Origin of the sequence: Streptomyces sp. NPDC007901 (genome assembly GCF_042959465.1) — a bacterium.
Lineage (GTDB): Bacteria > Actinomycetota > Actinomycetes > Streptomycetales > Streptomycetaceae > Streptomyces.
Genome location: NZ_JBIBKW010000017.1, coordinates 135,141 through 161,164, shown reverse-complemented (window position 1 = coordinate 161,164; position 26,024 = coordinate 135,141). Strand labels below are relative to the sequence as shown.

General features: G+C 71.5%; 22 protein-coding genes. 15 read left to right on the top strand and 7 right to left on the bottom strand.

The genetic code is table 11. The features are described from left to right. Positions 1-254 precede the first annotated feature (254 nt). The 3 genes from ACFZDK_RS40350 (at position 255) to ACFZDK_RS40340 (ending at position 2,905) form a co-directional block, all read left to right on the top strand. Entirely contained in the window at positions 255-932 is a 678-nt protein-coding gene (locus tag ACFZDK_RS40350; RefSeq protein WP_390980209.1) for a chaplin family protein, read from the top strand. Positions 933-1,197: 265 nt separating this feature from the next. After that, positions 1,198-2,052: a GNAT family N-acetyltransferase gene (locus tag ACFZDK_RS40345; protein ID WP_390980207.1), complete on the top strand. Its 855-nt coding sequence runs from the start codon at positions 1,198-1,200 to the stop codon at positions 2,050-2,052. A gap of 76 nt (positions 2,053-2,128) precedes the next feature. Further along, positions 2,129-2,905, top strand: coding sequence for a GNAT family N-acetyltransferase (locus tag ACFZDK_RS40340; protein ID WP_390980205.1), 777 nt, complete (start codon positions 2,129-2,131; stop codon positions 2,903-2,905). 63 nt (positions 2,906-2,968) lie between these two features. Here the strand turns inward: ACFZDK_RS40340 and ACFZDK_RS40335 are convergent, their stop codons facing one another. Then, entirely contained in the window at positions 2,969-3,232 is a 264-nt protein-coding gene (locus ACFZDK_RS40335; protein ID WP_390980203.1) for a GlsB/YeaQ/YmgE family stress response membrane protein, read from the bottom strand. 216 nt (positions 3,233-3,448) lie between these two features. Here ACFZDK_RS40335 and ACFZDK_RS40330 point away from each other — a divergent pair, with 216 nt between their 5' ends. Continuing rightward, a complete protein-coding gene (locus tag ACFZDK_RS40330) occupies positions 3,449-4,888 on the top strand; it encodes a hydrolase (RefSeq protein WP_390980201.1) in 1,440 nt (479 codons plus the stop codon). On the opposite strand, the gene ACFZDK_RS40325 is transcribed toward ACFZDK_RS40330, so the two are convergent. Both ACFZDK_RS40325 and ACFZDK_RS40320 read right to left on the bottom strand, forming a co-directional pair. Further along, on the bottom strand, positions 4,875-7,646 hold the full coding sequence (locus ACFZDK_RS40325; RefSeq protein WP_390980199.1) for an exo-beta-D-glucosaminidase: 2,772 nt from the start codon (positions 7,644-7,646) through the stop codon (positions 4,875-4,877). The genes ACFZDK_RS40330 and ACFZDK_RS40325 overlap by 14 nt on opposite strands. Positions 7,647-7,782: 136 nt before the next feature. Further along, positions 7,783-8,970 (bottom strand): ROK family protein, encoded by a 1,188-nt coding sequence (locus tag ACFZDK_RS40320; RefSeq protein ID WP_390980197.1) that lies wholly within the window; start codon positions 8,968-8,970, stop codon positions 7,783-7,785. A 130-nt stretch (positions 8,971-9,100) separates the two neighbouring features. Between ACFZDK_RS40320 and ACFZDK_RS40315 the strand changes: the two genes are divergently transcribed. The 3 genes from ACFZDK_RS40315 to ACFZDK_RS40305 all read left to right on the top strand — a co-directional run bounded on the left by ACFZDK_RS40315 (position 9,101) and on the right by ACFZDK_RS40305 (position 11,992). Further along, entirely contained in the window at positions 9,101-10,567 is a 1,467-nt protein-coding gene (locus ACFZDK_RS40315; protein WP_390980195.1) for an amino acid permease, read from the top strand. A gap of 62 nt (positions 10,568-10,629) precedes the next feature. Further along, positions 10,630-11,142 carry a GNAT family N-acetyltransferase gene (locus ACFZDK_RS40310; RefSeq protein WP_390980193.1) on the top strand — a complete coding sequence of 171 codons (513 nt, stop codon included), beginning with the start codon at positions 10,630-10,632 and terminating at the stop codon, positions 11,140-11,142. An 82-nt stretch (positions 11,143-11,224) separates the two neighbouring features. Beyond that, positions 11,225-11,992 carry a metalloregulator ArsR/SmtB family transcription factor gene (locus tag ACFZDK_RS40305; protein WP_390980191.1) on the top strand — a complete coding sequence of 256 codons (768 nt, stop codon included), beginning with the start codon at positions 11,225-11,227 and terminating at the stop codon, positions 11,990-11,992. 74 nt (positions 11,993-12,066) lie between these two features. Here the strand turns inward: ACFZDK_RS40305 and ACFZDK_RS40300 are convergent, their stop codons facing one another. Next, positions 12,067-12,507, bottom strand: a complete 441-nt coding sequence (locus tag ACFZDK_RS40300) for an SPW repeat protein (RefSeq protein WP_390980189.1) — start codon at positions 12,505-12,507, stop codon at positions 12,067-12,069. A 108-nt stretch (positions 12,508-12,615) separates the two neighbouring features. Next, positions 12,616-13,989 (bottom strand): FAD-binding domain-containing protein, encoded by a 1,374-nt coding sequence (locus ACFZDK_RS40295; protein WP_390980187.1) that lies wholly within the window; start codon positions 13,987-13,989, stop codon positions 12,616-12,618. Positions 13,990-14,148: 159 nt separating this feature from the next. Here ACFZDK_RS40295 and ACFZDK_RS40290 point away from each other — a divergent pair, with 159 nt between their 5' ends. After that, a complete protein-coding gene (locus ACFZDK_RS40290; RefSeq protein WP_365690747.1) occupies positions 14,149-14,316 on the top strand; it encodes a hypothetical protein in 168 nt (55 codons plus the stop codon). A gap of 3 nt (positions 14,317-14,319) precedes the next feature. Here the strand turns inward: ACFZDK_RS40290 and ACFZDK_RS40285 are convergent, their stop codons facing one another. Continuing rightward, the gene (locus tag ACFZDK_RS40285; RefSeq protein ID WP_390980185.1) at positions 14,320-16,761 is read right to left on the bottom strand and encodes a SpoIIE family protein phosphatase; all 2,442 of its coding nucleotides are present in this window, start codon (positions 16,759-16,761) and stop codon (positions 14,320-14,322) included. A 225-nt stretch (positions 16,762-16,986) separates the two neighbouring features. Here ACFZDK_RS40285 and ACFZDK_RS40280 point away from each other — a divergent pair, with 225 nt between their 5' ends. The 5 genes from ACFZDK_RS40280 to ACFZDK_RS40260 all read left to right on the top strand — a co-directional run bounded on the left by ACFZDK_RS40280 (position 16,987) and on the right by ACFZDK_RS40260 (position 21,695). Then, positions 16,987-18,099, top strand: a complete 1,113-nt coding sequence (locus tag ACFZDK_RS40280; RefSeq protein ID WP_390980183.1) for an S-(hydroxymethyl)mycothiol dehydrogenase — start codon at positions 16,987-16,989, stop codon at positions 18,097-18,099. Further along, positions 18,096-18,731 carry an MBL fold metallo-hydrolase gene (locus tag ACFZDK_RS40275; protein WP_390980181.1) on the top strand — a complete coding sequence of 212 codons (636 nt, stop codon included), beginning with the start codon at positions 18,096-18,098 and terminating at the stop codon, positions 18,729-18,731. The genes ACFZDK_RS40280 and ACFZDK_RS40275 overlap by 4 nt, the downstream gene beginning before the upstream one ends. A 255-nt stretch (positions 18,732-18,986) precedes the next feature. After that, positions 18,987-19,349 carry a bifunctional 3-phenylpropionate/cinnamic acid dioxygenase ferredoxin subunit gene (locus tag ACFZDK_RS40270; RefSeq protein WP_365690754.1) on the top strand — a complete coding sequence of 121 codons (363 nt, stop codon included), beginning with the start codon at positions 18,987-18,989 and terminating at the stop codon, positions 19,347-19,349. Then, positions 19,346-20,509 carry an FAD-dependent oxidoreductase gene (locus tag ACFZDK_RS40265; protein WP_390980178.1) on the top strand — a complete coding sequence of 388 codons (1,164 nt, stop codon included), beginning with the start codon at positions 19,346-19,348 and terminating at the stop codon, positions 20,507-20,509. Before ACFZDK_RS40270 ends, ACFZDK_RS40265 begins: the two co-directional genes overlap by 4 nt. 52 nt (positions 20,510-20,561) lie before the next feature. Beyond that, positions 20,562-21,695 (top strand): SRPBCC family protein, encoded by a 1,134-nt coding sequence (locus tag ACFZDK_RS40260; protein WP_390980176.1) that lies wholly within the window; start codon positions 20,562-20,564, stop codon positions 21,693-21,695. Positions 21,696-21,754: 59 nt separating this feature from the next. Here ACFZDK_RS40260 and ACFZDK_RS40255 read toward each other — a convergent pair whose 3' ends face one another. Beyond that, positions 21,755-22,552: an IclR family transcriptional regulator C-terminal domain-containing protein gene (locus ACFZDK_RS40255; protein WP_390980174.1), complete on the bottom strand. Its 798-nt coding sequence runs from the start codon at positions 22,550-22,552 to the stop codon at positions 21,755-21,757. 149 nt (positions 22,553-22,701) lie between these two features. On the opposite strand from ACFZDK_RS40255, the gene betA reads away from it, so the two are divergent. Both betA and ACFZDK_RS40245 read left to right on the top strand, forming a co-directional pair. After that, positions 22,702-24,372, top strand: a complete 1,671-nt coding sequence (betA, locus tag ACFZDK_RS40250; RefSeq protein ID WP_390980171.1) for a choline dehydrogenase — start codon at positions 22,702-22,704, stop codon at positions 24,370-24,372. Positions 24,373-24,548: 176 nt separating this feature from the next. Beyond that, complete coding sequence (locus ACFZDK_RS40245; protein WP_390980169.1) at positions 24,549-26,018, top strand: aldehyde dehydrogenase family protein; 1,470 nt, start codon at positions 24,549-24,551, stop codon at positions 26,016-26,018. The last annotated feature ends 6 nt before the right edge of the window (positions 26,019-26,024 follow it).

Below are 26,024 nucleotides of genomic sequence, written 5' to 3'. Positions count from 1 at the left end.
ACCATAAGCGGGCTCCGGAGAGCACGCCTCCCGGCGAGCGGGGCGGGCCGGGAGGCCGTATTCTCCGCGCGATCACCCGCTTCCAGGTTCCTTGCATATTTTTGCCACTGGTTCGATACCAGTGTCACTCAATGGGGTGAAAGAGGGATAAGCCATAACTCGGATAGTTCGTCTGCGTTTTAACCGTTGCGGGCGAGCGCCCGCAATCATGTCTGGAAGGCAGGGAACCTATGAAACGGGTTACCCGAAACGGTGTGATCGCCGTCGCCGCCGCCTCCGGTGCGATGGCCGTGGCGGTCCCCTCCTGGGCCGACTCGGGCGCGAACAGCACCGCGGCCGGTTCGCCCGGGGTGATCTCCGGCAACGGCATCCAGTTGCCGGTCCACCTCCCGGTCGACGTGTGCGGGAACACCGTGAACGTGGTGGGGCTGCTCAACCCGGCGGCGGGCAACACCTGCGCCAACGAGGGTGGCGGTCATGGCGCGCCCGGCGGCTCGGCCACGTCCGGCGGTGCGTCCGCGCAGGGCACGGAGAAGGACTCGCCCGGGGTGATCTCCGGCAACGGCATCCAGTTGCCGGTCGATCTCCCGGTGAACGTCAGCGGCAACAGCGTCAACGTGGTCGGCGTCCTGAACCCGGCGATCGGCAACACCTCCGTGAACACCTCCGGCGAGCACCCGAGCCCGCCGGAGACCCACGCCCCGGAGCCGCCCAAGACCCAGCCGCCCGCCCCGGAGCCGCCGACCGCGCCGCCCCCGGTCAAGCACCACCCCGGCCCCAGGACGGACCACCCCGCCGTCCCGCCGGCCCCGGCGGGCACGCTCGCCCACACCGGTACGGACCTGACGGGTGCGGCCGTCGCGGGCAGCGCGGCGCTGCTGCTCGCCGGCACCGCGCTGCACCGGCGGTTCCGCCCCGGCCGGACGAACTGACCGTCCGACCCGGACAGCAGGGCGGGCCGACGCGCCGCGCATCAGCAGGCCCCACCGGACCCGACCGGTGGGGCCTGCGTCGTGCCGGGGCTCACCGCCCCTGGGGGCCGAGTGCCCAACACGCGCGCCGGAACGGCTTGTTGGCGCGCCGGCGGCTTGATCCCGGCGTGACGCGGCGTCCGTTGATCGGAAAGGATGGTGCGGGCGCGGTGCCGGTCACCGTGCCGCCCGCCCGACTTACCCGCCACGGAACGGACCCTCATCGATGACCTCTCCGGCCCCCCAGGACCTCGTCGTCACCCAGGCCACGCTCGGCGACTGGCCGGTGATCAGCGGCTGGGCGGCGGACGAGGGCTGGAACCCCGGTCTCTCGGACGGCCCCGCCTTCTTCGCCCAGGACCCCGAGGGGTTCTTCATCGGCCGGCTCGACGGGGAACCGGTGTCGGCCATCTCCGTGGTCACCTACGGCGCCGACTACGCCTTCCTGGGCTGCTACCTGGTCCGCCCCGACCTGCGCGGCCACGGTCACGGCTTCACCACCTGGAAGACCGCCCTGGCCCACGCGGGCACCCGCACGGTCGGCCTGGACGGCGTGGTGGCCCAGCAGGACAACTACCGCCAGTCCGGCTTCGAACTCGCCCACCGCACCGTCCGGTTCGTGGGCCAGGCCCCCGCCACCGAGGTCCCGGACGGTGTCCGCCCCGCCCGTGCCGCCGACCTGGCGGCCCTCACGGCGTACGACAGCGCCTGCTACCCGGCCGACCGGCCGCGCTTTCTCGCCGCCTGGCTGACCGGCGCCGGCCACCGGGCGGTCGTCCGCCACGACGGCGACCGCGTCACCGGCTACGGCGTGCTCCGCCCCGGCCGCGACACCCTGCGTATCGGCCCCCTCTTCGCCGACACCGCCGAGGACGCCCGCGCCCTGTTCGCCGCGCTCACCGCCGAGGCGGCCGGCGCCCCTGTCGCCATCGACGTCCCCGAGACCAACCCGGCGGCCGTCGCACTCGCCGAGACGGCCGGTCTCACCCCCTCCTTCGAGACCGCCCGCATGTACACGGGCCCGGTCCGCGACCACGCCCGCGAGCGGGTCTTCGGGGTGACGACGCTCGAACTCGGCTGACCCGCCCGGCGGGCGCGCCGAGCGGAGCGCCGGTTAATGCGTTGCCGCCGCCGGGCGCGAATGCTGAAGTGCTCGGATGGATCATCAAGGAGTGCTCGCCCTCTACGACCGTGACATCCGCGAGGGCGCCCGGCCCGACGGCCCCGGCGCGCGCGTCGAACGCGTCGGCGCAGTGGTGCGACAGGCCGCGGACGCCGAAGGCTGGAACGGGGTCCTCTGGTCGGGCCTGGACGAGACGACCGCGGACCGTGCGATCGCCGAGCAGATCGACTTCTTCCGGCGCCTCGGGCACGAGTTCGAGTGGAAGCTCTACGGGCACGACCTCCCGTGGGACCTCGGCGCCCGGCTCGTCGCAGCCGGGTTCCGGCCGGAGCCGGAGGAGGCGCTGATGGTCGCCGAGGTCTCCGGGCTGAGCCTCGACGCCGAACTCCCGGAGGGCGTGCGGGTGGTGCCCGCCGTGGACGCGGCGGGCGTCGATCTCGTGGTCGACGTGCACGAGAAGGCCTTCGGCACGGACGGATCCCGGCTGCGGCACCGGTTGCTGGCGCAGCTGGCCGAGCAGCCCGACAACGTCGTCGCCGTCGTGGCGCTGGCCGGGGACGAGCCGGTGAGTGCCGCGCGGATGGAGCTGGTGCCGGGGACGCGGTTCGCCGGGTTGTGGGGCGGCGGCACGGCGGAGGGGTGGCGGGGGCGGGGGGTGTACCGCGCCCTGGTCGCTCACCGCGCGCGTGTCGCCGCGGACCACGGGTATCGGTATCTGCAGGTGGACGCGTCCGCGATGAGCCGGCCGATTCTTGAGCGGCTCGGTTTTCACGGGTTGAGTACGACTACGCCGTACGTCTACGCCGTGTGAGCGGCTGCGGGTCGTAGGTGGTTGCTCGTGCGGTTCCCCGCGCCCCTGACGGGGCGCGGCATCTCACCGGCGTGATTTGGCTCGGTCCAGGGCCGATACGCCGAGTGCGGCCAGTGCGATCTGGATGAACCACTCGATCCAGTCGGGGCCCTTGGTGTCGGCCACGCCGAAGCCGGCCGCGATCGCCGAGCCCAGCAGCGCCGCCACGATGCCGACGACGATGGTCCACAGCAGGCCGATGTGCTGGCGGCCGGGGACGACCAGGCGCCCCAGTACACCGATGATGGCGCCGATGATGATGGCACTGATGATGCCCGAGATCTCCATGTCCGCCCCTCTTCGTCGGTACCCCGCTGAAGTCCAATCTGCCCGCTCAGTCGGGAGCCAGTCCCGTCCGGTTGTTACAGCGGTTTTCTGTTCATCGATCCGACATGCCATGTACCTTTCAAGGAGTCGACGCGTGTAGAAATCTCAAGCGGGTTCTACGCGCGCAGAGTTGGCGCCCGCACCGCCTCTACCCCACCCCTCATGGAGGTTCGCCGGATGCTTGGATCCAGCAGATCCCGCCACAGACTCACCACCGCCCTGGCCGGGTTCGCACTGCTCGTCACCGGAGCCGCCCTCCAGGTCGGCACCGCCGCCACCCCCGCTCACGCGGCCACCACCTACCGCGTCCTGTTCGACGACGGACACGCCGAGGAAGCCGGCAACGCGGACTGGATCATCTCCACCAGCAAGCCCGACCCGCTCTCCCAGGACTCCTCCCCGTCCTCGGAGACGGACTGGACCGGCGCGCTCTCCTCGTGGGGCGTCGACCTCCAGAAGACCGGCAGCTACAGCATGAAGACCGCCACCAGCGCGCTGACGTACGGCGGTTCGTCGACGACGGACCTGTCGAACTTCGACGCGCTGGTGCTGCCCGAGCCCAACACGCTGTTCACCACCGCCGAGAAGACGGCGATCATGAACTTCGTGAAGGCCGGCGGCGGTCTGTTCATGATCTCCGACCACACCGGGGCCGACCGGAACAACGACGGCTACGACGCGGTCGAGATCCTCAACGACCTGATGACGAACAACAGCGTCGACTCGACCGACCCGTTCGGCTTCTCGATCGACTCGCTCGACATCAGCTCCGGCTACCCGGCCGCGATCAGCGACAGCAGCGACCCGGTCCTGAACGGCGCCTACGGCACCGTCACCAAGAGCCTGATCGCCGACGGCACGACCGCCACCCTCAAGCCCGCCGACAACTCGGCGGTCAAGGGCCTGGTGTACCGCAGCGGCTACTCCGGCAACACCGGCGCCTTCTTCGCCACCAGCACCTTCGGCAGCGGCAGGGTCGCCTTCTGGGGCGACAGCTCCCCGATCGACGACGGCACCGGCCAGTCCGGCAACACGCTGTACGACGGCTGGAACGACTCCGGCGCCACCAACGCCGCCCTCGCCCTCAACGCCACCGCCTGGCTCACCGGTGCGAGCAGCGGCAGCAGCGGAGGCGGTGGCGGTGGTGGCGGTGGTGGCGGCACCTGCACCTCCGCCCAGCTCCTCGGCAACCCCGGCTTCGAGTCCGGCAACACCACCTGGACCGCCACCAGCGGGGTCATCACCAACTCCAGCAGCGAGGCGGCCCGCACCGGCTCCTACAAGGCCTGGCTCGACGGCTACGGATCCGCGCACACCGACACACTGTCCCAGTCGGTGACCATTCCGTCCGGCTGCTCCGCGACGCTCAGCTTCTATCTGCACGTGGACACCGCGGAGACCACCACCAGCACCGCCTACGACAAGCTGACGGTCACCGCCGGATCCACCACCCTGGCCACGTACTCCAACCTCAACGCGGCCTCCGGATACGTCCTCAAGAGCTTCGACGTCTCCTCCCTGGCCGGTACCACGGCCACGATCAAGTTCACCGGTGTCGAGGGCTCGACCCTCCAGACGTCCTTCGTCATCGACGACACCGCCCTCAACGTGAGCTGAGCGGGACGGACGGTTCCGGCAGGCCTGCCGGAACCGTCCGCTCCACCGCGTTCCAGCCGGACACCCGTACCTGGGGCGCGGAGCCGTGCAGGTCGGCGGTCCGGTAGGCGGCCGTCAGGGTCGCGGACTCGCCCGGCCAGAGGCTGACCTGGTTGTCCGACCACCGGACCGGCAGCACGGGCTTGCCGTTCGTGTCGACCAGATGGACGTCCGTCAGCAGGGCCGGTGTCTTCCCTGTGCCCGCGTTGCGGACGGTGACCGTGGTGGTCGAGGTGCCGTCGGCCTCCGTCGTCGACGCCGTCGCCGTGACCGGGACCTGGGCCATGGACGACAGCCCCGTGAGGTCCGCGTAGCTCGTGGTGGGGGTGTAGTACCAGTCGGTCTTCGCCCAGTCGAGGGTGTCCGACTTGGTGGAGAGCCAGTAGACGTTGCGGCTCACCTCCCTGCCGTCGGCATCGGTGAGGGTCAGCCGGGCCAGGTAGGTGGACGACAGCCCGCTCACCGACGTCGGCAGGGTGAGCGCGGTGGTACGCGCCCCGTCGCCCCCGACCGAGACGCCGCTGACGGTCTGGTCGTACTTCTGGGTGCCGTCGGGGTTGAAGAGGGTGGCCCGAACCGTGAGCCGGGAGGCCGGTGTGGGCCGGTTGCCGACCACCACGACCGAGCGGTCGTCGTAGGAGTACTGGACGTGCAGGGGCTCGTTGGCCTTCTTCGCCCCGAAGTAGGCGCCGCCCTGGTCGAGGTAACGGTCCATCAGCTGCCAGTGCAGGGACGTCCAGCCGCTGTTGAACATCCAGTAGACGACCCCGGTGGACGGCTTCGAGGCGTCGGTCTGGTTGCGCCCGTACGCCTCGTACTGGGCGCGGACGTTCTCGTACTGGGCGAGCTGGGCCTTGCGGACGTAGTCGGTGAGGCTCTCGGGGGCGCCGTAACGGCCGGTGAGGGCGGCGTCGTAGATCTTCAGGGTGCCGAAGGTCGCGGACGGCGAGCGGTGGTACTGCTTGGCGTCCGGGTTCTTCCAGAGGGTGTCGAGTTCGGCCGGGGTCATCATCCGGCGCAGCGTGTCGAGGGTGGGGATGTCCGGGCCGGCGCTGGTCTCGGAGTTGAAGCCGGTGGCGCCGCCCTCGCGCTTGGCGTACCAGTAGCCCGGCGGGACCCAGTCGTAGGGGCCGGTCATCTTCATGCCCGAACTGCCCAGCTGGGGAGCCGACTTGTCCGAGGCGGCGGGGACCACCGGGACGGCCCAGTCGGCGGCGTTCAGGGCGTCCAGATAGTTCTTCTCGATCTTCGCGTCGGGCGCGGCGTCGCTGCCGATCAGGAAGGAGATCACGCTCGGGTGGTCACGCAGCCGGGCGGCCTCGGCGGCCATCGAGGCCTGGGCGACCGGGTAGTCGGCGGCGGTCCACTTCTCGCCGCTCTCGCCGGGGTTGGTCTGCCCCTCCCACTTGTCGCAGCACTCCCAGCCGGGCAGGGTGAGGACGCCGAGGCGGTCGGCGAGGCCGAAGAACTCGTCGGGCTCGATGTGGCCTTCCAGCCGGATGGCGTTCAGGCCCAGGTCCAGGGCGTACTTGAGACGGTCCTCGACATAGGTGCGGTCCCAGCGCAGGAACTCGTCCGGTGACCAGCCGCCGCCCTTGATGAGCAGCCGGCGGCCGTTGATCGAGTACTGGCGGGCGCCGTCGGAGTTGAGCGGGGCCCGGACGTCCCGGATGCCGAAGCTCTCGTGGGCGGTGTCCGAGGCCGTGCCGGCGACCGACGCGGTGAGGTCGAGGTCGTGGAGGGGCTGGCCGCCCATGCCCGCGGGCCACCACACCTTCGGGGAGGTCAGGTGCAGACCGGGTGTGTCGGCGGGGGTGAAGGTGACGGTCTTCGTCTGGTGGGCCGCCAGCTCGACCGACCTGGTGAGGGTCACCCCGGCGACGGTGCCGGAGACCTCGGCGGTGACCGGGGTGTCCGAGTCGTTGCGGGCCTGGGCCTTCACCGTCAGGTCGGCCGTCGCGAGGGACGGCACCGCGAGCTTCGTCACGACATGCGCGTCGCGCAGCGCGACCGGGCCGCCGCGCCGGACCAGGACGTCGCGGACGATGCCCATGTTCTGGTCGGGCGGGGGCTGGAGCCAGTCGAGCCAGCCCATGGTGAGGTTCTTGTTCGGGTTGTTGGGCTGGATGCGGAAGGCGACCGTGTTCGTGCCGGACGTCACCAGGGAGGTGACGTCCAGTTCGTGGTGGGTGTAGGCGCCGGTGACCTCGTCGGTGGTGGCGACCCGGTGGCCGTTGACGTACACGTCGGCCGCCGAGATCACCCCGCTGAAGTCCAGGTAGGTGCGGTGGGAGGGGTCGGTGACCGTGAAGTCGCTGCGGTACCACCAGGGCACCTGGAAGGGCGACTTGGGGATCTTCTGGAGGTTGGTGGAGACGAACGGGTCGTCGTAGACGCCGTCGGCGAGCAGCGCGGCCAGGACCGTGGAGCGGGGGCCCGCCGGATACCAGCCCTTCGCCGGGTAGCCGGGGGAGGAGACCGCCGTCGCGGAGTCGCCGACCTCGGCCGTCGACCGGATCGCATAGCCCGACAGGGGGGTGGCGGAGCCCGCGGCGGACGGCACCCGGGTGACCCGGGGGTGGCCGTGCGAGGGGGAATCGGGCGTGGCCCCGGCCGGGTTCCTGGCGCCGGCCCAGGCGCTCGTGTTGAGTGCACAGAGCAGGCCCAGGGCCACGGTGGCCGTGGCGAGGCGGTGTCCGGGGGCGGGGCGAGGGAACACGATGGTCTCCAGGCTCGTAAAGTTAGGAAACTTTACTAACCTGGCTCAAGCTAGGGTCCCGAGAGGGGCATGTCAATCACCGTGGCGTCCGCGCGAGTTGGCGCCGCCGGTTTCAGGGCGCGGCCGGCCGGTGCTCTCAGGACACCGCCGATCTGCGCTCGAAGACCAGGTCGCGGGCGGTGCCCAGGGCCGTGGCCACCGCGCCCAGCAGCACCGCGTCCTCGCCCAGCCGGCTGGGCGCGAGCTTCGGGCGCAGCGGCGTGAGCGTGCGCAGATGCTCCCGCACGGGGCGCAGCAGGAGGTCGACGCTGTGGCCGACCCCGCCCCCCAGCACCACCAGGTCCGGGTCGAGCACGGCCGCCGCGGCCGCCACCGTGTGCGCGATCCGCTCGCCCTCCAGGCGTACCGCCTCCACGGCCGCCCGGTCGCCCTGGCGGGCCGCGTCGAACACGGACTTTGCGGTGAGCTGACCGCTCATCCCCAGCCGCCGCGCCGTCTCGACCACGGCCACCCCCGACACGGCGTCCTCCAGCCGCTCCGGCTTGCGCTGCTGCCCGGGCCAGGGCAGGAAGCCGATCTCCCCGGCGAGCCCGTGCGCCCCCGTGAACAGCCGCCCCTCGCTGACGACGCCCATCCCGAGGCCGGTGCCGATCATGATGTACGCGAACAGCCGGCTGCCCGCCCCGACCCCGTAGGTGTACTCGCCCAGCGCCGCGAGATTGGCGTCGTTGTGCACCTCCAGCGGCACGCCCAACTCCTCGCGCATCCGGTCGAACAGCCCGGCGCGCCCCCAGCCCGGCAGATGCATCGCGTACCGCACCCGCCGCTGCCGCTCGTCGTACACCCCCGGCGTGCCCACCACCCCGTGCACCACCTCGGCCGGGTCCACCCCCGAGTTGGCGACGACCTGCCGGGCGGTCGCGACCAGCAGGTCGGCCATGGCGCCCGAGCCGCGGGCCCGGTTGCGCACCTCCGAGCGGGCGACCAGGGTGCCGTCGAGATCGGCGACCGCCACCCGCAGCCAGCCACGCCCGACGTCGATGCCGAGCGCGTACCCGGCCGCCGGGTCGGGGGCGTACAGCACGGCCGTGCGGCCGCGCTCGGGGGCGTGGGTGCCGACCTCGTGGACCAGGCCCGCCGTCTCCAGGGAGGCCAGGGCGCTGGAGACCGTCGGCTTGGACAGGCCGGTCTCGCGGGCCAGTTGGGCCCGGGAGGCGGAACCGAGCGTACGCAGCCGGTCCAGCAGCAGTCGCTCGTTGGTGCTGCGCAGTCGCTGCCGGCTCCAGGGCTGTTCCTGCTGCTCTACGACGTCGCTGGCGGCCATCACACCATTCTCACCGATTTCCGACGCATACTTGACGCATCTAGTAAGGCTCCTTAACTTTATCGGCCATCCCGCCCTCTCGGCCGATGTCCTCTCCTCTCCGCCCCGTCCTCGCCCCAGGAGCCCCGCCATGTCCGGTAGTCCCGGTAGTCCCGGCAACGCGCCACCCACGGGTGGCTTCGTCCGGCGCGTCGGCCTGTTCCAGGCCACCGCCATCAACATGAGCCAGATGTGCGGCATCGGCCCGTTCGTGACCATCCCGCTGATGGTCGCCGCGTTCGGCGGCCCGCAGGCCGTGATCGGCTTCGTCGCGGGCGCGGTGCTCGCCCTCTGCGACGGTCTGGTGTGGGCCGAACTCGGCGCCGCGATGCCCGGCTCCGGCGGCAGTTACGTCTATCTGCGCCAGGCCTTCCAGTACCGCACCGGACGCCTGATGCCGTTCCTGTTCGTGTGGACGGCGATGCTCTTCATCCCGCTGATCATGTCCACCGGCGTGGTCGGCTTCGTCCAGTACCTGGGCTATCTCGCCCCCGACCTCGGGAAGACCTCGGGCGACCTGATCGGGCTCGGGATCATCGCCCTGGTGGTGCTCCTGCTCTGGCGGGGCATCGAGCACATCGCCCGGATCACCGCCGTCATGTGGGCGGTGATGATCGCCTCGGTGGTGCTGGTGATCGCCGCCGCGGCCAGCGACTTCAGCCCGCACCTGGCCTTCACCTACCCGTCGGGCGCCTTCGACCTGACCAGCGACCACTTCTGGCTCGGCTTCGCCGCGGGCCTGACCATCGGCATCTACGACTACCTCGGCTACAACACCACCGCGTACATGGGCGCCGAGATCAAGGACCCCGGCCGCACCCTGCCGCGCTCCATCCTGTTCTCCATCGTCGGCATCATGGCGATCTACCTGCTGCTGCAGATCGGCACGCTCGGCGTCATCGACTGGCACCGCATGACGAACCCCGACGACATCGCCTCCACGTCGGTGGCCTCGGCGGTCCTGGAGAAGACCTGGGGCAAGGGAGCCGCCGACACGGTCACCGTCCTGATCCTGATCACGGCCTTCGCCTCGGTCTTCACCGGCCTGCTCGGCGGCTCCCGGGTGCCCTACGACGCCGCGCGCGACCGTGTGTTCTTCCGGCCGTACGGGAAGCTCCACCCCAGGCACCGCTTCCCGATGCTGGGCCTCGCCACCATGGGCGTGATCACCGCGATCGGCTTCCTGATCGGCCGCCACACCGATCTGGCCACGCTCATCCAGCTCCTCACCACGGTGATGGTGATCGTTCAGGCGCTGGCCCAGATCGTGGCGCTCACGGTGCTGCGCCGTCGGCAGCCGGCGCTGAAACGGCCGTACCGCATGTGGCTCTACCCCGTGCCGAGCATCGTCGCCTTCGTCGGCTGGTGCGTGATCTACGGCTACGCCGACAAGAACTCCCCGGGCCGTCACCCCATCGAATGGTCGCTGGCCTGGCTCGCCCTAGGCTGTGTGGCGTTCGTGCTGTGGGCGCGGTTCGAGAAGGTGTGGCCGTTCGGCCCGAAGGAGATCGGCGAGGACTACCTGGCACCCGACGAGGACGAAGCCGTCGTGGTGTAGTCTCCCCGGTAGACGTCAGCCTCACCCGGCGCGGGCAACTCCCGCCGGGTGAGGCTTTTTTCATGACCGACACCACCGAGACGGACGTCGTCGTCCGCACCGCCGCCCCCGCCGACCGTGCCACCGTCGAACGGCTGTGGCTGATGTTCCGCCACGACCTGTCCGGGTTCCGCCGGCTGCTGCCCCGCCCCGACGGCACGTTCCGTGACGAACGCGTCGCGGACGCCTTCTCCTCGCCCGACTGGGCGCCCTACCTGTTCGTCCGGGGCGAGCACCCGGTCGGCTTCGCGTTCGTGCGCGGACTGGGCGCGCCCGCGCGGGTCCTCAACAGCTTCTTCGTGGTGCGCGGCGCCCGCCGGACCGGGATCGGGTCGCGCGCCGTCCACGAGGTGCTCACCCGGCATCCGGGCAGCTGGGAGGTCGCGTTCCAGTACGAGAACCCCGGCGCCGTCGCCTTCTGGCGACGGGTCGCGGCCGAGGCCGCGGGGGACGCCTGGACGGAGGAGCCGCGCCCGGTGCCGGGCCGGCCGGAGCTGCCGCCGGACGTGTGGATCTCGTTCGACGTGCGGGGCTGAACGCTCGCCGCCGGGTGCCGGAATTGACATGCAGGTGACTGCCTGCATAACGTTGGGTGTGCGATCAGAGGACGACAGTGCGATGGACAAGGTCTTCAAGGCGCTGGCCGACGACACGCGCAGACGGTTGCTCGACCGGCTGCACGAGCAGAACGGCCAGACACTGGGCGAGCTGTGCGGGCACATCAACATGACCCGGCAGTCGGTGACCCAGCATCTGGCCGTCCTGGAGGCCGCGAACCTGGTCAGCACCGTGCGGCGGGGGCGGGAGAAGCTGCACTACCTCAACCCCGTGCCGCTCCACGAGATCCAGGAGCGGTGGATCGACAAGTTCGAGCGCCCGCGCCTGCGCGCGCTCGGCGACCTGAAGCGACGAGCCGAGGAAGCCATGAGCGACAAGCCCAGCTATGTCTACGTCACCTACATCGCCGGCACCCCGGAGAAGGTCTGGGACGCCCTCACGGACGCCGACCTGACCGCCGCCTACTGGGGGCACTCCAACGTCTCCGACTGGCGCCCCGGATCCCGCTGGGAGCACGTCCGCACCGACGGGTCCGGCATCGCCGACGTGGTGGGCACCGTCGTCGTGAGCGAGCGCCCGACCCGGCTCGTCACCACCTGGGCCGCGCCCGAGCACGAGGGGGAGCCGGACCGGCACTCCCGGGTCACCTTCGACATCCAGCCGCACGCCGACATCGTCAAGCTCACCGTCACCCACGAGGAACTGAACGACGAGGACGAACTGCGGGCCATCTCGTCCGGCTGGCCGGCCGTCCTGTCCAACCTGAAGTCCCTCGTCGAGACCGGCAGCCCGCTCCCGCAGGAGCCCTGGCTGGTGCCCGGCCGGTGAGCAGGCGGCGGGGCCGGTCCGCCGTCACCGGACCGGCCCCGCACCCTCCTTTCCGAGGAGGTGCTCGGTGGCGCCTACGTCGCGGGCGTCCGCCTGGCCGCCGAAGCGGCGCACACCAGCCCGAGACAGAGGGCCAGCGCGCCGATGACGACGTTGTTGATGATGACGCCCGTGTCCGGGCTGCTGCCGACCACCCAGGGCGCGATGATCATCCAGATGCCCATGGCGCACATGGCCCAGCTCAGGCCGTACATGCGCTCCGGGGCCCGGGTGAATCCGAGTGCCAGCAGTCCTATCGCTATGCCCATGATCAGGTTGTGCGTCATGAGCGCGGGCTGGCTCGTCGAATAGTGGAGGATCCACGGGGACGCCGCGCAGTACAGACCGAGCAGGAACACCGGTCCGTCCACGAGTGCCACATCACGACCGCCGAGCATGCGGGCGTAGCGCTCCCGCATCTCGGAGACGTCGGGGTGGCTCGTTATGTCACTTCTGCCGTGCGAGACGTTGGCCATGACTCGTCTCCTTTGACTTGCAGGCCTGACCGCGTCTGAAGCGTGCGGTATACGCCGCTTACCAGCATTCTGCTCTTATTTCTTCTTTATGTGTAGCTCTCGGCGCGGTCAGCCGCGCTCGCGGGCACGGCGGAACCGGTCGAGACCCTCCGCGAGGTCGACGACCGGTTCCGGGTAGTCGAGCGCCGCCCGCTCCGGGCCCCGCAGCTTCCACGGCTCGTGCACCCTCGCGCCGGGCAGGCCGGACAGTTCCGGCACCCAGCGCCGGACGTAGGCGCCGTCCGGGTCGTAACGCCTCGCCTGGGCCACCGGGTTGAGGACCCGGTTGGGGCGGGTGTCCGTGCCGGTGCCCGCCACCCACTGCCAGTTGAGCTGGTTGTTCGCCACGTCCCCGTCGACCAGCAGGTCCAGGAAGTGCCGGGCGCCCACCCGCCAGTCGACGTACAGCGTCTTGGCGAGAAAGCTCGCGGTCAGCAGCCGGCCGCGGTTGTGCATCCAGCCCTCCGCCGTCAGCTGGCGCATCGCCGCGTCGACGACAGGAAAGCCGGTGCGTCCCGTACGCCACGCCTCGACGTCCGCGCGGGCGGCGGTCCCGGTGCGCCAACGGTCGTGCCGGGTGCGGTAGTCGGCCGTGGCCGCTGCCGGCCGCGCGGCCAGCACCTGGCGGTGGAACTCCCGCCAGGCGAGCTGCCGTACGAACGCCTCGGCACCCGGGCCGCCCGCCCGCCGGGACCGGTGGACCAGTTCGACGGCGGAGAGGGTGCCGAAGTGCAGGTGCGGTGAGAACCGGGAGGTGGCGTCGCCGGCCAGGTCGTCGTGGCGGTCCTCGTACGCGGTGAGGTCCGAGCGGAGCCAGGCGGTCAGCCGCGCGCGGCCCGCCGTCTCGCCGCCGGGGGCCAGGTCCCGCGACACCCCGGACAGCGCGGCGCGGTCCGGCAGCGGTTCGGATCCGACGCCCTCCGGGACCCGGACCGTGCGGGGTGCGGCCAGGGCGTCCCGCAGCGGCTGCTGCGACCACTGCCGGAAGTACGGCGTGAACACCGCGTAGTGGTCCCGGCCGGCCGGTGTCACCGCGCCGGCCGGGACCGCCGCCGTCACCGCGTCGTGGACGTGCAGCCGACGGCCGTCCGCCGCCAGGGCCCGCCGCAGCCGCTCCTCCCGGCGCTGTGCGTACCCGCTGACGTCGGCCGCCAGGTGCACCGCCTCGGCGTCCGCCTCGGCGGCTGCCTTGCACACCTCCTCGACCAGGTCGCCGGAGCGCACCACCAGCCGGCCGCCGCGCTCGCGCAGCCCCGCGTCCAGGTCCCGCAGACAGTCGGCCAGGAAGGCCAGCCGGTTGGGAACGGCGAACCCGGCCCGCTCCACCGCCCGGTCCCGCACGAACAGGGGCACGATCGCGCTTGAGCCGTCGAGGGCCGCCCGCAGCGGCGGGTGGTCGTGCAGACGCAGATCGGCGGTGAACAGGACGACCGAGACGTTCATGGTGCGACTCCGGGAACGGGGGCGAAACCCACAGGTTTTCACCTCTCCGCGTCCGGGCGGCGGACCGGTGGCCGCCCCTCCGGCGTTTGCGGCATGTCCGCGTCGATCCGGGGCAGCCGAACGGGTACGGCGACATCGACCGCGGAGGTGAGGGCCGGTATGGGCGCGAGGGTGTTGCAGCGATTTCCCGCCGGGGCTCCCCGGGGATCATGGCCGGCCGAGGAGTACGCGGCCGAGTGCCGGGCCCTGGGCGAGCCCGCGACCGTGGTCATGGACCTGAGGACGGACGCCTTCCTGGTCGTGGTCCCCGGCCCGGACGAGGACTGACCGTCACCGGGGAAGCGGCTGCTCGGCCCAGATGGTCTTGCCGCGCTCGCCGTAGCGCGTCCCCCAGTTCTGGGTGAGCCGGGTGATCAGGTAGAGACCGCGTCCGCCCTCGTCCGTCTCCTGGGCCCGCCGCACATGCGGCGAGGTGCTGCTGCCGTCCGACACCTCGCAGATCAGGCTCTGGTCCCGGATCAGGCGCAGGGTGATCGGCTCGCCGCCGTAGCGCAGCGCGTTCGTCAGCAGCTCGCTGACGATCAGCTCGGTGGTGAACGACTCCTCCGCCAGCCCCCACACCGCCATCTGACGTGCGGTCAGCTCCCGTGCCCGGCCCACCATCATGTCCTGCGCCTCGATCTCCCAGGTGACATGGGAGTCCGGCGCCAGCCCGGTCATCCGGGCCACCAGGACGGCCACGTCGTCCTGGTGGCCCGGCGGCAGCAGCTCGCGGACCAGCGTGTCGCACACCTCCTGCGGCGCGGCCGACGCGGACGTGCGCGCCAGCACCTCGCGCATCCGGCGCAGCCCGGTCTCGAAGTCCTGGGACCGCGACTCCAGCAGCCCGTCGGTGTAGAGGACCAGCAGGTCCCCGTCGCCCAGGGTGATCTCCCGCTCCTCGAACACGACACCGCCCAGCCCCAGGGGCGGACCGCCGGGCAGATCGACGAAGGAGACACCCCCGTCGGCCGACACCACCGCAGGGGGCGGATGACCCGCGCGGGCGAGCTGGCAGCGGCGCGACACCGGGTCGTACACGGCATACAGACAGGTCGCCCCGGTCACCAGGGACACCTCGTCACCGCGCTCGTCGAGGAAGCGGTTCATCTGGTCGTCCAGATGGGTGAGCACCTCGACGGGCGACAGGTCGAGGTCCGCGAGTGTGCGGACGGCGCCGCGCAGCCGGCCCATGGTCACGGCCGACTGCAGACCGTGGCCGACCACGTCGCCCACCACGAGCGCCACCCGGGCGCCGGACACCGGGATCACGTCGAACCAGTCCCCGCCCAGCCCGGTGTGCTCGCTGGCCGGCAGGTAGCGGGACGCGGTCCGTACCGCCGACGGCGACGGCAGCCGCTGGGGGAGCAGGCTGCGCCGCAGGGTCCGGGCCGTGGTGCGCTCCCGGTGGTAGCGGCTGGCGTTGTCGACGCACACCGCCGTACGGGTCACGATCTGCTCGGCCAGCAGCACGTCGTCGGGCTCGAACCGGCGGGGGCTGCGGGAGCGCATGAAGACGGCGGTGCCGAGCGCGACCCCCCGCGCGAGCATCGGGACCAGCAGCCAGGAGTGCACCTCGGGCCCGCCGTCCGGAGACGGCGGCGGACACACGACGCCCGGGCGGATGCGCAGCCGCTCGTCGTCATCGGTGAGGAGGACGGACGCGCCCTTCGTCAGGGCGTCCAGGAACGGCGAGCCGGGCGCGGTCGCCGCCGTGTCGAGATCGCCCACCCGCACCGTCCCGTCCCCGGCCCCGTCGTCCGGACCCGGCTCCTCGGGGGTCCCGCCGGACGCGGCCCGGCGCAGCCTCGGGGAGCGCGGCTGCTCGTCCTCGGCCGGCTCGTCCTCGGAGAAGACGGAGTCCAGCAGGTCGACCTGGCAGACGTCGGCGAATCGGTCCACCGCGACCTCGGTCAGCTCCCGGGCCGTCTGCCAGAGGTCCAGGGAGGTGCCGATCCGGGTGCCCGCCTCGTTCGCCAGCACCAGCCGCTCGCGGGCGCGGACCTGCTGGGTCACGTCGGAGACCACATGGCCCAGTGCGATCACCGCCCCGGAGGGGTCCCGGAGCGGCAGGATCGACTCGGACCACACGTACTCGCGCGGCGAACCGGGCACCGGGTGGCCCTCGACCTCGGTGTCGATGAGGGCCTCGCCGCTCTCCAGCACCTGACGCTGCCGGAGTTCCAGGGCGTCGAAGTCCAGCAGTCCGGGCGGCGCCATCTCGCGCATCGTGTGCCCGGAGTACTCGCTCTCCCGGAACACCCCGGCACGACGCTCGGTGAGGTTCTGGCCGATGAACCGGAGCCGGGTGTCGAAGAGGTCGATATGGAAGGGGGTGTCGGTGAACAGCCCCTTCAACAGGGCGCGCCCGTACTCGTAGATGCGGAACGTCTCCGTGCCGACCGCCTGCACCAGCCACTGCCGCGCACCGTCCGCGGAGGTGAGGGGGCGCGCCCAGACCTCGGCCGCCAGGGGCTGACCGTCGCGCCGGCGCAGCGCCACCGTCCCCCGGCGCAGACCCTCCTCCCACCGCCGGGCGAGGTCCGCCGCGTCCGCGGGGTCGTGGAGCAGTTCGTCCGCACGGCGGCCGAGCACCTCCCGCGCCGGGTGACCGAGCAGCCGCTCGGCTCCCGGCCCCCAGGCCGCCACCCGGGCACGGGCGTCCAGCAGGACCTCCGCCTCGCCCCCGGGCTCCGGGAGCTCACCGCGGCCGTCGAAGGTGATGTCGTGCATCCTCACCTCGGGCACATCCGTGCCGGACTAGGGACATGGGTGTTTTGCGGTAATTGTGCAATTGATGATACCGGGCTGCCCTTCGTCGGGGCGCTTGTTCCCGGCCAGGTGCGGCCGGACGGATTCTTGACCGCCGCTGTGGCCTCCGCGATGCTGTGTTGCGAAACACGAGATGCGTGCCGCATTGGGCAACATCTCGCCACCTCTGTCAGCCGAGGAGTGGCCATGTCTCAGCAGGTCCGTGCCGTCGTCGCGCGGAGCAAGGGCGCCCCCGTCAGCCTGGAAACCATCGTGGTGCCCGATCCCGGCCCGGGTGAGGCGCTGGTCAGGATCGAGGCCTGCGGGGTCTGCCACACCGATCTGCACTACCGCGAGGGCGGGATCAGCGACGACTTCCCGTTCCTGCTGGGACACGAGGCGGCCGGGGTCGTCGAGGAGGTCGGCGCCGGGGTCACCGACGTGGCACCCGGGGACTTCGTGATCCTCAACTGGCGTGCCGTGTGCGGCCAGTGCCGGGCCTGTCTGCGCGGGCGGCCGTGGTACTGCTTCAACACCCACAACGCCAAGCAGAAGATGACCCTGGCTGGGGGCACCTCCCGGACGAAGTCTGGGGGAGGCGCGGAACTCTCGCCCGCGCTCGGCATCGGCGCCTTCGCCGAGAAGACGCTGGTGGCGGCCGGGCAGTGCACCAAGGTCGACCGGCGCGCCTCGGCGGCGGCCGCCGGGCTGCTGGGCTGCGGGGTGATGGCCGGCCTCGGAGCCGCCCTCAACACCGGCAACGTCGGACGCGGGGACAGCGTCGCCGTGATCGGCTGCGGAGGCGTGGGCGCCGCGGCGATCCTCGGCGCGAACCTGGCCGGCGCGGCGAAGATCGTCGCAGTGGACATCGACGACCGCAAGCTGGAGACGGCGCGCACGCTCGGCGCCACCCACACGGTCAACTCCAAGGAGGTCGACGCCGTCGACGCGGTGCGCGAGCTGACCGGCGGCTTCGGCGCCGACGTCGTCATCGAGGCCGTGGGCCGCCCGGAGACCTACCGGCAGGCCTTCTACGCCCGTGACCTCGCCGGCACCGTGGTGCTGGTCGGTGTGCCCACCCCGGAGATGAAGCTGGAGCTGCCGCTCCTCGACGTGTTCGGGCGCGGCGGGGCGCTCAAGTCGTCCTGGTACGGGGACTGTCTGCCCTCCCGCGACTTCCCGATGTTGATCGACCTGTATCTGCAGGGCCGCCTCGACCTGGACGCCTTCGTCACCGAGACCATCGCCCTGGACGAGGTGGAGAAGGCCTTCGAGCGCATGCACCACGGCGACGTCCTGCGCTCGGTGGTGGTCCTGTGACGGGCGGCGCCCGCATCGAGCGCCTCGTCATCTCGGGCACCTTCTCGCTGGACGGCGGCACCTGGGACGTCGACAACAACGTGTGGATCGTCGGCGACGACCACGAGGTGATCGTCGTCGACGCCGCCCACGACGCCGACGCGATCCTCGGGGCCCTCGGCGGGCGCACCCTGCGCGCGATCGTCTGCACCCACGCGCACGACGACCACATCGGCGCCGCGCCCGCCCTCGCCGCCCGGACCGGCGCCCCGGTCCTGCTGCACCCCGACGACCTGCCGCTGTGGAAGCAGACCCACCCCGAGCGGCTGCCCGACGCCGAACTCGCCGACGGACAGCGCCTCCAGGTGGCCGGCGCCGAACTGACCGTGCTGCACACCCCGGGCCATGCGCCGGGAGCCGTCTGTCTGTACGCTCCGGGGCTGTCCGCGCTCTTCAGCGGCGACACCCTGTTCGCCGGCGGGCCTGGGGCCACGGGGCGGTCGTACAGCGACTTCCCCACCCTCGTCGGGTCGATCCGGGAGCGGCTCCTCACGCTCCCCGGCGACACGGTCGTATACACCGGGCACGGGGACGGTACGACCGTCGGCGCCGAGGCGCCGCATCTCCAGGAGTGGATCGACCGCGGTTTCTGACCGCGCCGCGACGCAGCGGCCCTGTCTCGGCGGCCGACCCTTCGGCCGGCCCCGGGGCAGGGCCGTCGCGGCATCCCGAGGGGGAGCCTGTTTCCCCTGTTCAACCATGGTTTCGAGGATGCTTCGGCGTGCCCGCGCGACCGCCGTCGGGGCCCGCCCAAACCGACGGGTGAACTCCTTGACAACGCTTCGGAACGGCCCCCAAACTGACGTTGCGCTCATCGCAATCCGTTTCGCTATACGCACCGAGGTGTCATGATGATTCCCGCGTGCCGTCTCGCGGATCTGCCGCGAGGCGAGGCCCACCGGCTCGACATCGAGCCGCCCGTGTCGGTGTTCCACACCGATGACGGCGAGCTCTTCGCCATCGACGACACCTGCACCCACCAGGACGCCTCGCTCGCCGACGGCTGGCTGGAGGGCTGTGAGGTGGAATGCCCGCTGCACGCCTCCAAGTTCGACCTCAGGACCGGCGCCGTGGACGCACCCCCGGCCAAGCTCCCGGTCCGCACCCACGAGGTCGTCGTCGAGGACGGCACGGTCTACGTCCGGCTCTCCACCGACGCCCCCAACCTGCCGCCGTGCGTCAGCGCCCGCCTCGCCGGAGGCGCCGCGTGAGGACCGTGGCCGTGGTGGGCGCCTCGCTGGCCGGACTGTCGGCCGCGCGCTCGCTGCGGCGGCGGGGGTACGACGGCCGGCTGGTCGTCATCGGCGACGAGACCCATCGCCCGTACGACAGGCCGCCGTTGTCCAAGGAGTTCCTGGCCGGCACCCTCGGCGAGGCGGACCTCGCGCTGGAGCGGGACGACGAGGAACTCCACGCGGAGTGGCTGCTCGGAGCCCGTGCCGCCGGGCTCGACCGCACCGCGCGGGCGATCCGGCTCGCCGACGGCCGGGAGGTCCGCGCCGACGGCGTGGTCGTCGCGACCGGGGCCGGCGCCCGCACCCTGCCCGGCACCGACGGCCTCGCCGGCGTCCATGTGCTGCGCACCCTCGACGACGCCCGCGCCCTGCGCGACGACCTCGCCCGGGGCGGCCGACTGGTGGTGATCGGCGGCGGGTTCGTCGGCGCCGAGGTCGCCGCCACGGCCTACGCCCTCGGTCTCGACGTCACCGTGATCGAGGCGGCGCCGACCCCGCTGGCCGGACCGCTCGGCGAGACCATGGGCGCCGTCGTCTCCGGCCTGCACGCCGACCACGGGGTGCGGCTGCTGTGCGGGGTGGGGGTCAAGGGACTGAGCGGCGAGCGCCAGGTGGCGGCCGTACTGCTGGAGGACGGCCGCAGCGTGCCCGCCGACACGGTCGTCGTCGGCGTCGGCGCGCGCCCCAATGTCGACTGGCTGGAGGGCTCCGGCATCGCGCTCGACAACGGCGTGAAGTGCGGCGCCGACGGACGCACCAGCCTGGCCGGGGTGGTCGCGGTCGGCGACTGCGCCAACTGGTACGACCCGCACACCGGCACCCACCGCCGGGTCGAGCACTGGACCGGCGCGCTGGAACGGCCGGACGCCGCCGTGGCCACGCTGCTCGCGTACGGCGCGACGGAACCCGGCGTGCCCCGCGCACCGTACTTCTGGTCCGACCAGTACGGCGTGAAGATCCAGTTCGTCGGCAACGCGGCCGGGGCCGACAGCGTGACGGTCGAGGCCGGCTCCACCGAGGAGCGCAGCTTCCTCGCCGTCTACCGGCAGGCCGGCCGGCAGGTCGCCGTGCTCGGCATGAACCAGCCGCGGCTGTTCACCCGCGCGCGCAAGCAGTTCACCGCCGCCGCGTCCTGACCCGGCGCCCGCGCCACCCCACCGATCCACGACGTTCTCCGAGGAGTGCACCGTGACCTCGACCAGCCTGCCGGACAGCCTGATCGCCACCCTCCCCGGGTCCGCCTACACGGATCCCGGGATCTTCGCCCAGGAACAGGAGCGCATCTTCGAGACGATGTGGTTCTGCGTCGCCCGCGCCTCGGACCTGCCGAAGCCCGGTGCCTTCCGCACCGTCGACGTGGGCCGCGAGTCCATCCTCGTCACCCGGGCCCGGGACCGGTCGATCCGCGCATACTTCAACGTCTGCCGGCACCGCGGGGCCAAGCTCTGCACCGAGGAGACCGGCGAGGTCAGGCGCGCCTTCCAGTGCCCGTACCACGCCTGGACCTACGACCTGGACGGCAAGCTGGTCGCGGCTCCCAACCTCACCAAGATGCCCGACGTGGGCCGCACCGAGTACGGCCTGGTGGGTGTGGCCGTGCGCGAGTGGCTCGGCTACGTGTGGGTGTGCCTCGCGGAGAACCCGCCGTCCTTCGAGGAGGACGTGATCGGGGCGGTGGTCGAGCGGCTCGGCGATGTCGCGTCGATCGAGCGCTACGGCGTCGACGACCTCTCCGTCGGCCGGCGGATCGTGTACGACGTGCGGGCGAACTGGAAGCTCATCATCGAGAACTTCATGGAGTGCTACCACTGCGCCACCATCCACCCCGAACTCACCGAGGTGCTCCCCGAGTTCGCCGACGGCTACGCGGCCCAGTACTACGTGGGCCACGGCGCGGAGTTCGGCGAGGGCGTGCAGGGCTTCACCGTGGACGGCTCCGAGGGCCTCGACCGGATCCCCGGCGTCTCCGAGGACCAGGACCGGCGCTACTACGCGATCACCGTCAAACCGCAGGTGTTCATCAACCTGGTTCCGGACCATGTGATCTTCCACCGGATGTACCCGGTCGCCGTCGACCGCACGATCGTCGAGTGCGACTGGCTCTACCTTCCGCACGTGGTGGAGAGCGGCAAGGACGTCAGCCGTTCCGTGGAGCTCTTCGACCGGGTCAACCGCCAGGACTTCGACGCCTGCGAGCGCACACAGCCCGGGATGAGCTCACGGCTGTACGCCAAGGGCGGGGTGCTGGTGCCCAGCGAGCACCACATCGGCGCCTTCCACGACTGGGTGCACGAACGGCTCGGCACCCGGCAGCCGGAGTGACGCCCGCGGCCCGCGCGAGCGGCTGAACGCGGGCCTGACGGCGGTCGTCCTGCGGGCGCTCAGCCCAGGTACCCCATGCGGTGGCTGATCTCCTCCGCGCCCTTGACCAGCACGGGAGCCAGCTCGTGCATGCGCTCCTCGGTGAACCGGTAGGAGGGCCCGGAAGCGCTGATCGACGCGACGACCCGGCCCTCCCGGTCCCGGATCGGCGCGGCCATGGCGTGCAGCCCGATCTCCAGCTCCTCCAGCGTCCAGGCGTACCCGCGCTCCCGGGCCTCGGCGAGGTTCTTCTCCAGCTTCGCCTTCGCGGAGATGGTGTGCGGGGTGACCTTCTTCAGGCCGCCGTCCGCGATCAGCGCGGCCCGCTCCTGGGCGGGCAGGTGGGCCAGCATGATCTTGCCGCTGGAGGTCGCGTGCAGCGGGGTCAGCTGGCCGACCCAGTTGTGCGCGGTGACCGCGGCCGTGCCGCGCACCTGGTAGAGGTTGATCGCGTAGTGCTCCTGCATCACCGCGATGTTCACCGTCTCGCCGATCTCCTCGGCCAGCCGCTCGCACACCTGCCGGCCCTGCTGGGTGACGTCGATGCGTCCCGTCACCGCGCCCGCCAGGCGTACGATGCCGAAGCCGAGCGCGTACTTGCCCCGCTCGCCCGCCTGCTCCACGAGACCGCGCGCCTCCAGGGCGCCGAGCAGGCGGAACGCGGTCGACTTGTGAACATCGATCTCGGCGGCCACCTCGCTGACCCCCGCCTCGCCGCGATGGGCCAGGATCTCCAGGACGCTGATGGCGCGGTCGACGGACTGCACGCCACCAGAAGATGAGCCGTTCGTTTCGGAATCCGGACTGTAGTTGCTCATAGCGAAACTATACGCGCAGTAAACAACGCGCTCCAAGTAACGCGGTGTGAACAAAGATCTTACAAGTTGCGTTGTTCGCAACCTGGTGCGTATAGCGATACCCGTACTAGCATGCCGCGCAATCGACGGCGCGAGCGAGACGAGGCACCATGGCTCCCTTGCAGTACGACTTCGTCATCGTCGGCGGCGGCTCGGCCGGCAGCGCATTGGCGAACCGGCTCTCGGCCGACCCCGGCAACCGGGTACTCGTCCTGGAGGCGGGCCGCCCCGACTACCCCTGGGACGTCTTCATCCACATGCCCGCGGCGCTGACCTACCCCATCGGCAGCCGCTTCTACGACTGGAAGTACGAGTCCGAGCCCGAGCCCCACATGGGCGGCCGGCGCGTCTACCACGCCCGCGGCAAGGTGCTCGGCGGCTCCAGCAGCATCAACGGCATGATCTTCCAGCGCGGCAACCCCATGGACTACGAGCGCTGGGGCGCCGACCCCGGCATGGAGACCTGGGACTACGCCCACTGCCTGCCGTACTTCCGCCGGATGGAGAACTGCCTCGCGGCCGACCCGGACGACGAGTTCCGCGGCCACGACGGCCCCCTCGTACTGGAGCGCGGCCCGGCCACCAACCCGCTCTTCTCCGCCTTCCTGAAGGCCACCGAGGAGGCGGGCCACGCGCCCACCGACGACGTCAACGGCTACCGGCAGGAGGGCTTCGCCAAGTTCGACCGCAACGTCCACCGCGGACGGCGGCTGTCGGCGTCGAAGGCGTACCTCAAGCCCGCCCGCAAGCGCCCCAACCTCACCGTGAAGACCCGCGCCCTGGTCACCCGCGTCCTCTTCGAGGGCAAGAAGGCCGTCGGCGTCGAGTACCGGCGCGGCAGGGGCGCCCTCCAGCAGGTCCGTGCCAAGGAGGTCATCCTCTGCGGCGGCGCCATCAACTCCCCGCAACTGCTCCAGCTCTCCGGCGTCGGCAACGCCGAGGAACTGCGCGCCCTCGGCATCGAGGTCGTCCACGACCTGCCGGGCGTCGGCGAGAACCTCCAGGACCACCTGGAGGTGTACATCCAGTACGGCTGCAAGCAGCCCGTCTCCATGCAGCCGTACCTGGCGAAGTGGCGGGCCCCCTTCATCGGCCTGCAGTGGCTCTTCCGCAAGGGGCCGGCCGCCACGAACCACTTCGAGGCCGGCGGCTTCTGCCGCAGCAACGAGGACGTGGACTACCCCAACCTGATGTTCCACTTCCTGCCCATCGCGGTCCGCTACGACGGCTCGGTACCCGCGGGCGGCCACGGCTACCAGGTCCATGTGGGCCCCATGTACTCCGACGCCCTCGGCTCGGTGAAGATCAAGAGCAAGGACCCGAGCGAACACCCGGCGCTGCGCTTCAACTACCTCTCCACCGAACAGGACCGCCGCGAGTGGGTCGAGGCGATCAGAGTCGCCCGCAACCTCCTCAACCAGCCCGCGCTCGCCCCGTACAACGACGGCGAGATCTCGCCCGGCCCGTCCGTCGCGACGGACGAGGAGATCCTCGACTGGGTCGCCAAGGACGGCGAGACCGCCCTGCACCCGTCCTGCACCTGCAAGATGGGCACCGACGAGATGTCCGTCGTCGACCCGACGAGCATGCGGGTGCACGGGGTGGAGGGCCTGCGGGTGGTGGACGCGTCGGTGATGCCGTACGTCACCAACGGCAACATCTACGCACCGGTGATGATGATCGCCGAGAAGGCGGCCGACCTCATCCTCGGCAAGGAGCCGCTGGAGCCCTCCAAGGCCGTCTACTACCGGCACCGCGACGCCCGGACACAGGCCGGGTAGGCACCACCACGGCCGCCGGGGTGCCGCGGCCGGTACTTGCCCGGGGAGCGCCGTTTTCGCGGCCGAATCGGGATACGCGGAGCCCTTGACGGCTGTCAGTACATTCGGTCAGGGTGTTCCACCAAAAGCAATCCAATGCACAATGCGCAACGATTTCGGGCTCGAAGGGCGCGGCCGTGGCAGATCTGTATGTGGATGGAAAATGGCGCGCGGCGGTGGCCGGCGGCCACCGCGAGATCCGCTGTCCGGCGGACGGCACCCTCGTCGCGACGGTCTGCGAGGCGACCCGCGCGGACACCGAGGCGGCGATCACCGCGGCCCGGCGCGCCTTCGACGAGGGCCCCTGGCCGCACACCCCCGAGCGCGAGCGCGGCGCCCTGCTCCTGCGCACCGCCGACATCATCGAGCGCGACGCCAAGGAGTTCGCCCGCGCCGAGTCCCTCGACACCGGCAAGCGCCTGGTGGAGAGCGAGTACGACATCGCCGACGTCGTCTCCTGCTTCCGCTACTACGGCGGCATCGCCGGCACCAGCGCCGGCCGGGTGGTGGACACCGGCCGCGCCGACGCGCTCAGCCGGGTCACCTACGAACCCGTCGGCGTCTGCGGACTGATCACCCCCTGGAACTACCCGCTGCTGCAGGCGAGTTGGAAGGTCGCCCCGGCCCTGCTGGCCGGCAACACCGTGATCCTCAAGCCCAGCGAGCTCACCCCCTCCACCTCGATCCTGCTGATGAGGGCCCTGGAGGAGGCTGGGCTCCCGGCCGGTGCCGCCAACCTCGTGCTGGGCGCCGGAGCCGAGGCGGGCGCACCGCTCGCCGAGCACCCGGACGTCGACATGGTGTCCTTCACCGGCGGCCTGCACACCGGCCGGCACCTGATGGCCACCGCCGCCGCCACCGTGAAGAAGGTCGCCCTCGAACTCGGCGGCAAGAACCCCAACGTGGTCTTCGCCGACGCGGACTTCGAGACCGCCGTCGACTTCGCGCTCACCGCTGTCTTCCTGCACTCCGGGCAGGTCTGCTCGGCCGGCGCCCGGCTGATCGTCGAGGACTCGATCCACGACGCCTTCGTCGACGAGGTGGTCCGCCGGGCCCGGCTGATCCGCCTCGGCGGCCCCTTCGACCCGGAGGCGGAGACCGGCGCGCTGATCTCCGCACAGCACCGCGAGAAGATCGAGGCCTACGTGGCCGCCGGACTCGCCGAGGGCGCCGTACTGCGCTGCGGCGGCGCGCGCCCCGAGGACCCCGCGCTGGCGAACGGCTACTACTACCCGCCCACCGTCCTCGACGAGTGCCGGCAGGACATGCGCGTGGTGCACGAGGAGTCCTTCGGGCCCGTGCTCACCGTGGAGCGATTCCGGGACGAGGACGACGCCGTCCGCATCGCCAACGACACGGAGTACGGCCTCGCCGGAGCCGTCTGGACCCAGGACGCCGGCAAGGCCCAGCGGGTCGCGCGCAGGCTGCGCCACGGCACCGTGTGGATCAACGACTACCACCCCTATGTGCCGCAAGCGGAATGGGGTGGCTTCGGGCACTCGGGCGTGGGCCGTGAGCTGGGACCGACCGGCCTGGACGAGTACCGAGAGCCCAAGCACGTCTGGCAGAACATCCAACCCGGGCCACAGCACTGGTTCCGCGGCTGACGCCGA